The sequence below is a fragment of the Pseudomonas tohonis genome, assembly GCF_012767755.2.
Classification (GTDB): domain Bacteria; phylum Pseudomonadota; class Gammaproteobacteria; order Pseudomonadales; family Pseudomonadaceae; genus Metapseudomonas; species Metapseudomonas tohonis.
Map to the genome: position 1 here is coordinate 4,359,319 of NZ_AP023189.1, position 12,257 is coordinate 4,371,575.

The window sequence follows — 12,257 nt, forward strand, 5'->3', positions numbered from 1 at the left end:
GGCCTCAGATCATTTCTTCGCCGCCCTTGCCGCCGAGCACGATTTCTCCGGCTTCGGCCATGCGACGGGCGATGGTGAGGATTTCCTTCTGCGCGGTCTCGACGTCGCTGACGCGGACCGGGCCCTTGGCCTCGAGGTCGTCGCGCAGCAGCTCGGCCGCTCGCTTGGACATGTTCTTGAAGACCTTCTCCTTGATCGCCTCGTCCGACCCCTTGAGGGCCAGCACCAGCACATCGGAGGACACCTCGCGCATCAGCGCCTGGATGCCGCGGTCGTCGACGTCGGCCAGGTTGTCGAAGACGAACATCAGGTCCTCGATCTGGCTGGACAGGTCCTCGTCCACCTCGCGGATGGAGTCCATGAGCTGGCCCTCCACCGAGCTGTCGAGGAAGTTCATGATGTCCGCCGCGCGTTTCACGCCACCCATGGTGGTGCGGGTGGAGCTGGCGTTGCCGGCGAACTGCTTCTCGAGGATGAGGTTGAGTTCCTTGAGCGCGGAAGGCTGCACGGTGTTCAGCGAGGAGACGCGCAGGATGATGTCCAGGCGCACCTTGTGGTCGAAGTGGCTGAGCACCTCGCCGGCCTGGTCCGGGTCGAGGTAGGCGACCACGATGGCCTGGATCTGCGGGTGCTCGTAGCGGATGACATCGGCCACGGCGCGCGGCTCCATCCACTTCAGGCTGTCCAGGCCGCTGGTGCTGCCGCCCAGGAGGATGCGGTCGATCAGGTTGTTGGCCTTGTCCTCGCCCAGGGCCTGGGTGAGCATCTTGCGGATGTAGCCGTCGGCGCCGACGCCCAGGCTGGTCTGGTCGCCGACGATCTCGACGAACTCGCCCATCACCTGCTCGACCTGCTCGCGATGCACGTTGCGCATCTGCGCCATCGCCACGCCGACCTTCTGCACTTCCTTCGGGCCCATGTGGCGCAGCACCTGCGCGGCATCGGTCTCGCCGAGGGAAAGGAGCAGAATGGCGGCCTTGTCCACCTTGGTCAGCTTGACCGGGGCGCGGTTATCACTCATCGGCGTTGATCCACTCTTTGACTACCAGGGCCACGCGACCCGGGTCTTCGGCTACCAGGCTCTTGATCGCGTTCAGTTGTGCATCATACCCCTCGCTCGGGCTCGGCAGCAGGATGCTTTGCGGCCCACCGAGGCTCACCCGATCATCGGACAGCTCGCCGGACAGCCCACCCATTTCGCCCAGCTCGACGTCGCCGTCGCGACCGCCGCCGACCAGGTCCTTGCCCTTGCCGCCGCCGGAGATGTTGTTGAGCACCGGACGCAGCACGAACCACACCAGGATCAGGATCAGCAGCGCCGGGAAGAGCTGCTTCAGGCCCGAGGTCAGCATCTGGAACCAGACCTGTTCGTACCACGGCAGTTCGATCACCTCGTCGCCACCGCCGACGAACGGGGTGTTGATCACGCTGACGCTGTCGCCACGACTGGCATCGAAGCCCACGGCATCCTGCACCAGGCGGGTGAAGCGGGCGATCTCGTCGGCCGTCCAGGGCACATGGGTGGTCTCGCCCTGGGCGTTGACCTTGATCTGGTCATCGAGCACCACGGCGACGGAAAGCCGGCGCAGGCGACCCTGCTGCTGCTTGGTATAGCTGATGGAACGGTCCAGCTCGAAGTTGCGCGTGGTCTGGTCGCGCTTGTCGGTCGGGTACGGCGCCAGCATCGGCTTGCCGGTGGCCTGGTCGATGATCTGCTGGCCGTTGTCGTCGAGGATCGGCTGGCCGGGCGCCACGGCCGGTGCGGCAGCGGCCGGAGCCGCCTGCTGCGGGGCAGTGGCAGGGCCCGGGGGCTGGTTGGACAGCGCGCCGGGAACGCCCTGCGGACCGGAGGCGGCCTGGCGCTCCTCATTGAGCTTCTGCTCGCTGCGCAGTGCCGGCTGGTCCGGGTTGAACATTTCGGCGGTGGACTCCACCGCGCTGAAGTCGACGTCCGCGGACACTTCGGCCTTGTAGCGGCCATTGCCCAGCACCGGCTGCAGGATGCTGTGCACGCGCTGGGTGAACAGGCCTTCCATGCGGCGCGTGTAATCGTACTGCTTGCCTGCCATGGACAGCTCGGAAAGCTCCTGCTGGTCGGACAGCAGCGTGCCCTTCTGGTCCACGACAGTGACCTGGCCCTTGTCCAGTTCCGGCACGCTGGTGGCGACCAGGTTGACGATCGCCATCACCTGGCTCGGCTCCAGGGAACGCCCCGGGTACAGCTCGACCAGCACCGAGGCGCTGGGCTTGCGCTCGTCGCGGACGAACACCGAGCTCTTGGGAATGGCCAGGTGCACGCGAGCGCCCTTGACGTTGTTCAGGCTGGAGATGGTGCGTGCAAGCTCGCCTTCCAGGCCACGACGGTAGCGGGTCGCTTCCATGAACTGGCTGGTGCCGAGGCCCTGCTCCTGGTCGAGGATCTCGTAGCCGACGTTGCCATCGTTCGGCGCGATACCGGCGCCGGCCAGCTTGATGCGGGCACGGGCGACGTCGTCGGCCTTGACCAGCAGGGCGCCGGAGTTGGGTTCGATCTTGTAGGGGATGTCGGCACCGTTCAGGGCTTCCATCACCTGGTTGGCGTCCATGCCGCTGAGGCTGCCGTACAGCGGGCGGTAGTCCGGCTGTTGCGACCAGAGCACCACGGCGAAACCGATCGCTACGCTGGCGGCGAGACCGACCAGCAGGCCGATCTGGCGCAGCATGCTCATCTGCGACAGGTTTTCCAGGAATGCCAGCCCGAACAGGGGCTTCTTCTCGCCTTGCTCGCCCGCCTGGGCCGGGACGTTAGCGGTTGCCGCGTCTGCCATTTCTCAACCCTGCCCTTAAACCGGCATCTGCATGATGTCTTGATACGCCTGGACCAGCTTGTTGCGCACCTGGGTCATGGCCTGGAAGGACACGCTGGCCTTTTGCGAGGCGATCATCACGTCGGTGATGTCGACGCCGCTCTGCCCCATCTCGAAAGCGGTGGCGAGCTGGCTGGACGCCTGCTGGGTTTCGTTCACCTTGTTGACGGCCTGGCCGAGCATGTCGGAAAAGCTCGGCGCATTGACCTCGGGCGTAGCGCTGGCCACGGGCTTGGTACGGGCCATGGCCTCCATCTGCATGGAGCGCATTTCCAACATCAGGCGATTGAATTCGACACCCTGGCTCATCACATTCCTCCGCGACCGCAATTTTTTGACACTGGAGCGGTCTTTGCGGGGGAGGTTGCAACAAGGGTGCCAAGGTGGGGGTGGAGAGCTGCAAGCTTCAAGCGGCAAGCTTCAAGTAGCAGGCAGGAGCAGGCCCACTCGGGGTGAGTAGGCCAGATTTCTTGAAGCTTGCAGCTTGCCGCTCAAGCGCTAGCGCGACTCCCAGCGTCAGCTGGCATACAAATACGCCTCCACATCCATGCCCGCATCGCGCATCTGCGCGAGCTTGTAGCGCAAGGTGCGCGGGCTGATGCCCAGGCGTTCGGCGGCTTCCTTGCGGCGGCCGCGCTCGGAACGCAGGATGTCGATGATCATCTGGAATTCGTGTCGACGAAGGTCTTCGCCCAGCGCGCCCGCGGCGTCCGCAGCGGACGCGGCAGGGCTGGCGGGCAGGCCGACCGGCGCCGGAACGACGGCCGCAACCGGGCTCAGGGGTACCGATACCGGTGCGACGGCCATGCCGATGGGCGCGGTGAGGCACAGGTCATGGGGCTGGATCAGGCCGCCCTGCTGGAGGATCAGCGCACGCTGGATGGCGTTGTCCAGCTCGCGGACGTTGCCCGGCCAGGGGTGGCTGACCAGCGCCTGGCGCGCCTCGGCGGAGAAGCGCACCGGGGCGTGGTTCATTTTCTTGACGTGCTTGCCCAGCAGGCGCTCGGCCAGGGGCAGGATGTCCGCCGGACGCTCGCGCAACGCGCGCCAGGCCAGGGGGAAGACCGAGAGCCGGTAGTAGAGGTCCTCGCGGAAGCGCCCCGCCGCCACTTCGCCGGCGAGGTCGCGGTTGGTGGTGGCGAGCACGCGGATGTCCAGTTCGATGGGCTTGCGCGCACCGACCCGCTCCACCTCGCGCTCCTGCAGTACGCGCAGCAGCTTGGCCTGCAGGCCCAGGGGCATCTCGGAAATCTCGTCGAGGAGGATGGTGCCGCCATCGGCCAGTTCGAACTTGCCGGGCTGGGCGGCGATGGCGCCGGTGAAGGCCCCCTTCTCGTGGCCGAACAGGGTCGCCTCGAGCATGTTGTCGGGGATCGCCGCGCAGTTGATCGCGATGAAGGGCTTGTTGGCACGCGGCGACTGCTGGTGGATGTAGCGGGCGAGCACCTCCTTGCCGGTGCCGGACTCACCGGAGATCAGCACAGTGGAGTCGCTACGGGCCACGCGGGCGGCCAGTTCCAGCAGTTGCAGGCTGGCCGGCTCCTGGGCCACGGGGCCCTCCCCTTCGCCGGCGCTGGCACGCCCCAGGGCATGGCGCTCGACCAATTCCAGCAGTGCGCGCGGCTCGAAGGGCTTGACCAGGTAATCGGCGGCGCCCTGGCGGATCGCATCGACCGCGCGCTCCACGGCGCCATAGGCGGTCATCAGCAGCACCGGCAATTGCGGGTAGCGGGTACGCACCAGCGCGAGCAACTGGTGGCCATCCATGCCGGGCATGTTGACGTCGCTGATCATCATGCCGAAAGGCTCCTCGCCGAGCGCCACCAGGGCGGCCTCGGCGCAATCCGCTTCGCGGAAGTCGTAGCCGCCGAGCATCAGGGTGTCGGCAAGCGCTTCGCGCAGGGCACGGTCGTCTTCGACCAACAGAACTTTGACGGTCATGGGGTTACTCCTGAATTACCGGCTGTGCCGTGCCAAGCAGCGGCAGGACCAGGGTGGCGCAGGTGCCACGACCCGGGCGGGAGCTGAGCAGCAACTCGCCCTGGTGCGCACGCGCCACCGCCTTGACCACCGCGAGGCCGAGGCCCGTTCCGGTGGTCTTGGTGGTGAAGAAGGGTTCGCCCAGGCGAGCCAGGGTGGCGGCATCCATGCCCGGGCCGTTGTCACTGATGCACAGGCGCAGCGTGCCGCCCCGGCTGTACAGGTGGATCTTCAGGCGCACATCGCGGCCGGCGGCCTGGATGGCGTTTTCGATGAGGTTGAGCAGCGACCCCACCAGGGTGTCGCGGTTGCACAGCAGTTCGCCGCCGCTGGCGTCGCACTGCCAGCGTACGGAGAGGCCACTGACATGGGATTCGGCGGCCGAGCGCAATGCGGCGAAGAGCATCACCGGCTTCAGGCGATCCGGCAGCGGCAGGTCGCCGCGGGCGAAGATCAGCATGTCGCGCACTTGGTGCTCCAGCTCGTGCAGCCGCTCCTTCAGGCGCCCGGCGAAACGCTGCTGCTGCTCCACCGGCAGTACCTGCTCGGTGAGATGGCTGGCATAGAGCAATGCTGCGGAAAGCGGCGTACGGATCTGGTGGGCCAGGGAGGCGACCATGCGCCCCAGCGCGGAGAGGCGCTCGTGGCGGGCCAGTTGGTCCTGCAGGCGACGGGTTTCGGTGAGGTCGGCGAGCAACACCAGTTGCCCGGGCTCGCCGTTCAATGAACGGGTGGCGATGGACAGGCGGCGGCCGTCCTTCATGGATATCTCGTGGCCATCGTCCTTGCGGGGGGCGAAGTTGCGGGCGATGACCTCGCGCCAGAGCATCCCCACCAGCGGCTTGCCGAGCAGGCTGCGCGCCACGGGGTTGGCTTCCCGGACCACGCCCTGGCCGTCGATGACGATGACACCGCCGGGCAGCAGGTCGAGCAGGCTCTGCAGGCGCAGGGCCAGGCGTTCCTTCTCGGCGAGTTCCTGCATGCGCTGGGCGCTGACCAGGGCCAGCTGCCCCTTGAGTTCCGTCACCCGAGCTTCCAACAGGCTGTACGACTCGCTCAGCTGGTTGGACATCTGGTTGAACATGGCGAACGCCTGCTCGAGGCTGGCTCGGCCGGCCTCTTCCACGGGCGCCGCACTGGCGGACTCAGGTTTCTGCGATGGGCTGGCACTGGCGGTCATGATTCTCTCTCGCTCGGCAAACCGTCAGGAGACGGTCAGTCGATAGAGACATAGCAATACCCGTGCCTAAAAAAACATCCTTTTAAAACAACGAATTACGAAATAAGCGTCAATCTTCTGCCATTTCGTCGTCGCGACGGCTCATGCCGTACTTGCGCATCTTCTCCACCAGGGTGGTGCGGCGGATGCGCAGGCGCTCGGCGGCGCGGGCCACCACGCCGGCGGCGTCGTCCAGGGCCTGCTGGATCAGCCCCTGCTCGAGGTTGCCCAGGTAGTCCTTGAGGTCCAGGCCCTCGGGCGGCAGCATCGCCGGGCTGCTGACGCCAGGCAGGCCGGCACCGATGGCGGAGCGCTCTTCGAGCTCCTCGCGCAGGCTGGCGGCCAGTTGCTCGTCCTCGTCATCCACGTGGCGGAATTTCTTCGGCAGTTCGGTCACGCCGATGACGCCGTAGGGATGCATGATCGCCATGCGCTCCACCAGGTTGGCCAGCTCGCGGACGTTGCCGGGCCAGTCGTGGTTGCACAGCGACATGATGGCGGCGGAGTTGAAACGGATGGAGCCACGCTTCTCGTGCTCCATGCGCGAGATCAGCTCGTTCATCAGCAGCGGGATGTCCTCGACGCGCTCGCGCAGCGGGGCCATCTCGATGGGGAACACGTTGAGGCGGTAGTAGAGGTCTTCGCGGAAGCCGCCGGTCTCGATCATCTGCTCGAGGTTTTTGTGGGTGGCGGCGATGATGCGCACATCGACGTTCTGGGTCTTGTTGCTGCCCACGCGTTCGAAGGTGCGCTCCTGAAGCACGCGCAGCAGCTTGACCTGCATCGGCAGCGGCATGTCGCCGATCTCGTCGAGGAACAAGGTGCCGCCGTTGGCCAGTTCGAAACGCCCGGCACGGCTGGTGATGGCACCGGTGAAAGCACCCTTCTCATGGCCGAATAGTTCGCTTTCCAGCAGCTCGGCAGGGATGGCGCCGCAGTTGACCGGAACGAAGGGCGCGTCGCGACGTTTGGAGTGGTAGTGCAGGTTGCGCGCCACCACTTCCTTGCCGGTGCCCGATTCACCCAGGATCAGCACGCTGGCGTCGGTGTCGGCCACCTGCTGCATCATCTGGCGCACCTGCTGGATGGCACGGCTGGTGCCCACCAGGCTGCGGAACAGGTTCGGCTCGCGCTGGCGGCCGCGCTCGCGCGCCTGGTCGTACATCTCGCGGTAGACCTGGGCACGGTGCAGGGAATCCAGCAGCTTGTTGTAGCTGGGCGGCATCTCGAGGCTGGCCAGCACGCGGCGGCGCACCTCGTCGGACCAGTCGGCCGGGACCACCTGGTCGATCAGCAGCACGGGCAGGAACTCGTCCCAGGTCGCCACCTGCTTGAGCAGCTCGGTGGTGCCGCCCTTGGACTCGACATCCCCGAGCAGGACGCAGAGCACATCGCGCGTGGCGTTCAGCGCGCCGACGGCTTCACGCCAGTCGCGGCTGGCGCAGGCCAGGTGCTCTTCGCCGAGAAAGTTCAGAATGACCGCCAGATCACGGCGGCGATCGCTGTTGTCGTCAATCAGCAGAATCTTGGTTTCACGCCACATGCTTGTTCTGTTCTTTGCTCGAGGGCTGATGCCGCCTCTGCAGCGGCACAAGGGCAACCGGTGCCATCAGATTCCCGATGAGCGCCAGCAATTGGCCACTAGTAAAGTCAAAAAAGTGCCAAGAGTCAAATTTATGGCGTGCTTTTTTTGCGTCTGGCGACAGATAGCCTAAGAGGCTGAGGGTGCAGCGCCGATCACCTGTCGACGCCGCATCGGGACGCTATCAACCGAACAGTTGATAGACCTTGGCGCTCTGGTTGGAACGGACGAGATTGCGGAGTTCGTCGGCGACCTGGTCGCGCTGCTGGGCACAGGCTTCGGTGAGACGACGGTAGACATCGATCAGCGCTTCCAGCTGGGCACGCAGGCCCTCTTCCATGTCGGCGCAATCGAGCATGGCGACATTCACCTGGTCGCGGCACTGGCGGTCGAGCTGGCTCACGATTTCCCAGTCCTGGCTCTCGAAGGCGGAGACCAGGGCCAGGCGGGTTTCTTCGATCTGCTGGAGCATGGCTTGGCTCATTTTCCTCTCCTAACTCAGGGCGCTATGGCATCCCAGCCGGACTTCACTTCACGCAGCAGGCCGGCAACCTCGGTGAGAACCGCAGGATCGTTGGCTTTGTTGGCGTGGATGAGGCGCGCGATCATGTATTCGTACAGGCGATCGAGATTGGCCGCGACTTCGCCACCGCGAGTCGGGTCCAGTGCTTCGCGGAGGCCGCCGATGATACCGATGGATTTGCTGATCAGCTCGCCTTTCAGTGAACCCTGGTCGCGCATCATCGCGCCCTGGGCCTGAGCCATGCGTTCAAGCCCGCCTTCCATCAGCATCTGGATCAGGCGATGAGGGCTTGCATCAGAGACCTGAGCCTGAACATTCACCTGCTGATACTGCTTCATGGCCAACATCGCTCTCATCTCGCAACTCCTCGTGAACCAGTGTTTCTTCGATGTCCATAATATCGGCTGGTTTCACGGGAGCTTTAAGCCTCCTGCTGAGCTTTTTTCGTCATTAAGACGCGAGCTGACCAAACCTCGGGTTCGGTCAGTTCTTCTTGGTCAGGCCAGGCAGTGCGTCGAGCTGAGAGGTCAGGCTGTCGCTGGTGCCCTGCATCTGCGCCAGCAGGGAGTCGAGGGTGGTGAACTGCTTGTACAGGCGGGTCTGCAGCGCGGTCATGCGCAGGTCGAGGGCCTCCTGCTGCTTGTCGACCCCCTTGATGGTGTCGCGAAGCACCTTGCTGCGCTGCTCGATGACGCCGGTGGAGTCGGTGTAGGGCTTGGCCTGCTTGGTCATGCGGCTGGCCAGGCCGTTGTCACCGGTGAAGAAATCGGAGATGCCCTGGTAATCGGCGGCGATGGCCTTGTCCAGCTTGGTGGCGTCCAGGTCCAGGGTGCCGTCCTGCTTGGTGGTGATACCCAGGCTGGCCAGGGCCTTGACGGAGCCTTCGCCACTGGGGGTGACCAGCTCGCTGCGCATCGAGGCGAGCAGGGAGCGTGCGGTGGAGTCGCCGGCCAGCGCCGCCACCACGGGGTCGCTGCCTTCCACGGTGGTCACCTTGGTCAGCGAGCTGATGGTGCTGACCATCTTGTTGTACGCGGTGACGAAGTTCTGGACGTTGGTCTTAACCGCGCTGCTGTTCTGCGAGACGGTCAGGGTCAGCGGCTTGTTGGCCTCGGTCTCGGCGGTCAGGTTCAGGGTGACGCCATCGATGGCGGTGGTGACTGCGTTGGAGTCGCTCACCACGTTGAGGCCGTCCACCGTCAGTTTCGCGCTCTGGGCGGTCGACAGGGTCTTGCCGGCCTTGGCCACGGCCGCGTCGTACTCGGCGGTGCTCGGGAAATCCGTCGGATTCAGGGTCGGGCCGGGGAAGGTCAGCTGGCTCAGGTCGGTGTTGCTGCCCGAGGTGCTGGTGCCGGTCATGGTGATGTCTTTGCCATCGCCCATCTTGCTGCTGCTCAACACCAGGCGCGAACCCTGGTTGTCGGTGACGATGGTGGCGGTGATGCCCTTCGCCGCGCCCTGCTTGTTGATCGCGTCGCGGATGCCGGAAAGGGAGTTGTTGGTGCTGTCGACGGCAACGGTCAGCGCATCGTCGCCACCGATCTTGATGTCCAGCGAGCCTTCGTTGAACTTGGTGGTCGCGCCGGTACTGAATGCGGCGGACGCGATCTTGCTGCCGGTGGCCAGTTGGGTGACGTTGATCTTGTAGGTCCCGCCGATGGCGCTCTGGCTGGCCGTGGCGTTGAGCGCTGCGGTGTTGCTCGAGGTCGCGGTGCGCGACAGGAAGCTGGTGGGGCTGTTGAGCAGCGACATCGCCGTCTGGAAATCACTGACGGCGCTCCGAAGCGAGCCGAGGGCGGTGAGCTTGGTCGTGGACTTCGACTCGAGGGTATCGAGCTGGTTCTGCTTCGGCGCCCGGGCGTTGGCCACCAGCGCTTTCACAGTGGCATCGATATCGATGAGTCCAGATCCAACAGTACCGATGGTGGTAGCCATCTCACACCTCCGTCAAAAAAACGTCCCGAGTTCCCTTCGGGGAACGATCATGAGTTTGGCACTCAAGAAACGTACCAACTCAAGCCTTGGCCTCGAACATCAGACTGCGGATGTCTTCCAGGCGTTCAGCGAGCTTCAGCAATTCCTCGGAGGGGATCTGCCGGATCAGCTTGCCGGAATCGGTATCGATGACCTTGACCACCACTTCCCCGCTGGAGTCATCGACATTGAAGTCCAGGCCGCGTTTCACCGTCTGGACGAAGGACTGGATATCGGCGACTGCCGATTCCAGGTCACCACCTTGGGCCTGGGAACGGGCATCCGCCTCGGCGGGGCTTGCCGCATTGCTGGCGGGCGCCACCTTCCTGGCAGCCTCCTGGCCGGGCGTTACGCTGGCAACGGGGTCCTTGGCCAACCTGGGCAGGGCACCGACCGACGTAATGTTCGAGATATCCATTTTACATACCTCACAATGGCCAAATGGGAGGAAGGGTTATCCCCTTCCCCCCATCGTTGCTGGGCGCTCTTCCTGCGTTATTGCAGCAGGCTGAGGACCGACTGCGGCAGCTGGTTCGCCTGGGCCAGGATCGCGGTACCGGCCTGTTGCAGAACCTGGTTCTTGGACAGGGTCGCAGTTTCAGCTGCGAAGTCGGTGTCCTTGATCCGGCTGCGAGCAGCGTCGGCGTTCTCGGAGATGTTCTGCAGGTTGGCTACGGTGTTATCGAAGCGGTTCTGCACAGCACCGAGGTCGGCACGTTGGGAGTCGATCGCGGCCAGGGCGCTATCGACCACTGCCAGGGCGCGCTGGGCACCATCGGCGGTGGAGATGTCGACGTTGGCAACGGTGTTCAGCGTCGAGGAGCTGGCGTTGAACACACCACCGGTCGCACCGGTCACCGCGAAGGATACCGGGGAATCCAGCTGTACGTAACCGAAGGCCTTGCCCCCACCCGCCTTCACGTCCGCGGATGCGCCGTAGGTACCGTCGCTGCCCTGTACGGCCACGTCGATGGTGCCTGCGGAGGTACCGGTGGCAGTGCCGAACTGGATCGTCTCACCGGTGGACGAGGTGATGGTGATCTTGTCGCTCTGCGTGTCGTAGTTGGCGGTCAGGCCAAGCTTGCCGGCGTTGGAGTTGATCTGGTTGGCCAGGTCTTCGTTGGAGGTCACACCCACCATCTGAACGGTGTTGGAACCCACGGTCATGTTGAAGGTGGCAGCACCGGAGGTGAAGTTCACATCGGCCTGGATCACGGTACGGGCAGTGGCAGAGAGGCCGGCGATCGAGCCGTCGAACTTCTGCGCGATGCTCTTCGCGCTGTCGGTCGCGGTGATGTTCACGTCCTTGGTCTGGCCATTGCCGACCACGGTCACGGTGCCGGAGGCGAAGGCGCCGCCGCTACCGGTGACCAGGGTGCCTGCGACGGTGGAGACCGAGGCGGCCGAAGCACCGGCAGCGTTGGTGGAGGCACCGCCACCGACCTGGTAGGAACCCAGCTTGGCGGAGGACGCGTCCTTCAGGGTCACGTCGATGGTTTCGTAGGCGTTGGAACCGACCTGGAAGCTGGTGGTACCGAAGGTGCCGTCCAGCAGCTTGCGGCCACCGAAGGTGGTGGTTTCGGCGATACGGGACAGTTCGGCCTGCTGCGCGGTCACTTCTTTCTGCAGGGCGGCGCGGTCGGCGTCGCTGTTCGAGCCGCTGGCTGCCTGGATGGACAGGTCGCGGATACGCTGCAGGATGTTGGTGGACTGCTGCAGGGCACCTTCAGCGGTCTGCGCCAGGGAGATGCCGTCGTTGGCGTTGCGGGTCGCCTGGTTCAGGCCGCTGATCTGGTTGGTCAGACGGTTGGAGATCTGCAGGCCGGCGGCGTCGTCCTTGGCACTGTTGATACGGTTGCCGGTGGAGAGACGCTGCAGCGAGGTGTTCAGCGAGTTGGACGATGCGTTCAGGTTGCGCTGAGTGTTGAGCGAAGCGATGTTGGTGTTGACTGTAAGTGCCATTTGGCGTCTCCCGAAGTACCTAGTATTTACCTGAGCTTTGCGACCTTCAGGACCTGCTGCTCAGGTGCCCCTAGAATTCGCATTCGAACTGTTTATCGGCGCTTGCTGGTGGAGCTTTAGGGGAAATTTGAAATTTATTTCGCCTTGGGCTTGCCGAGCAGGCTCGAACAG

Annotated in this window: 11 protein-coding genes; all 11 read right to left on the minus strand. The window is 64.7% G+C overall.

Annotated elements, in window-relative coordinates; translation table 11 throughout:
- Nucleotides 1–4 precede the first annotated feature (4 nt).
- The gene (gene fliG, locus HSX14_RS19720; protein WP_111260889.1) at nucleotides 5–1,021 is read right to left on the minus strand and encodes a flagellar motor switch protein FliG; all 1,017 of its coding nucleotides are present in this window, start codon (nucleotides 1,019–1,021) and stop codon (nucleotides 5–7) included.
- Nucleotides 1,014–2,807: a flagellar basal-body MS-ring/collar protein FliF gene (gene fliF, locus HSX14_RS19725; protein ID WP_173177782.1), complete on the minus strand. Its 1,794-nt coding sequence runs from the start codon at nucleotides 2,805–2,807 to the stop codon at nucleotides 1,014–1,016. Before fliF ends, fliG begins: the two co-directional genes overlap by 8 nt.
- Nucleotides 2,808–2,822: 15 nt before the next feature.
- Nucleotides 2,823–3,155, minus strand: a complete 333-nt coding sequence (gene fliE, locus HSX14_RS19730; RefSeq protein ID WP_173177780.1) for a flagellar hook-basal body complex protein FliE — start codon at nucleotides 3,153–3,155, stop codon at nucleotides 2,823–2,825.
- A gap of 207 nt (nucleotides 3,156–3,362) precedes the next feature.
- Nucleotides 3,363–4,787 (minus strand): sigma-54-dependent response regulator transcription factor FleR, encoded by a 1,425-nt coding sequence (gene fleR, locus HSX14_RS19735; protein WP_173177778.1) that lies wholly within the window; start codon nucleotides 4,785–4,787, stop codon nucleotides 3,363–3,365.
- 4 nt (nucleotides 4,788–4,791) lie between these two features.
- Nucleotides 4,792–6,006: a sensor histidine kinase gene (locus tag HSX14_RS19740; RefSeq protein ID WP_173177776.1), complete on the minus strand. Its 1,215-nt coding sequence runs from the start codon at nucleotides 6,004–6,006 to the stop codon at nucleotides 4,792–4,794.
- Between the two features lie 109 nt (nucleotides 6,007–6,115).
- Nucleotides 6,116–7,588, minus strand: coding sequence for a sigma-54 dependent transcriptional regulator (locus HSX14_RS19745; protein WP_111260895.1), 1,473 nt, complete (start codon nucleotides 7,586–7,588; stop codon nucleotides 6,116–6,118).
- Nucleotides 7,589–7,811: 223 nt separating this feature from the next.
- On the minus strand, nucleotides 7,812–8,111 hold the full coding sequence (gene fliT / locus HSX14_RS19750) for a flagellar protein FliT (protein WP_173177774.1): 300 nt from the start codon (nucleotides 8,109–8,111) through the stop codon (nucleotides 7,812–7,814).
- A 14-nt stretch (nucleotides 8,112–8,125) separates the two neighbouring features.
- Nucleotides 8,126–8,506, minus strand: a complete 381-nt coding sequence (gene fliS / locus HSX14_RS19755; RefSeq protein ID WP_173177772.1) for a flagellar export chaperone FliS — start codon at nucleotides 8,504–8,506, stop codon at nucleotides 8,126–8,128.
- A gap of 127 nt (nucleotides 8,507–8,633) precedes the next feature.
- Nucleotides 8,634–10,085 carry a flagellar filament capping protein FliD gene (fliD, locus tag HSX14_RS19760; RefSeq protein WP_173177770.1) on the minus strand — a complete coding sequence of 484 codons (1,452 nt, stop codon included), beginning with the start codon at nucleotides 10,083–10,085 and terminating at the stop codon, nucleotides 8,634–8,636.
- 79 nt (nucleotides 10,086–10,164) lie between these two features.
- The gene (locus HSX14_RS19765) at nucleotides 10,165–10,542 is read right to left on the minus strand and encodes a flagellar protein FlaG (RefSeq protein WP_173177768.1); all 378 of its coding nucleotides are present in this window, start codon (nucleotides 10,540–10,542) and stop codon (nucleotides 10,165–10,167) included.
- A 77-nt stretch (nucleotides 10,543–10,619) separates the two neighbouring features.
- Nucleotides 10,620–12,086, minus strand: a complete 1,467-nt coding sequence (locus HSX14_RS19770) for a flagellin (RefSeq protein ID WP_173177766.1) — start codon at nucleotides 12,084–12,086, stop codon at nucleotides 10,620–10,622.
- Nucleotides 12,087–12,257 lie beyond the last annotated feature (171 nt).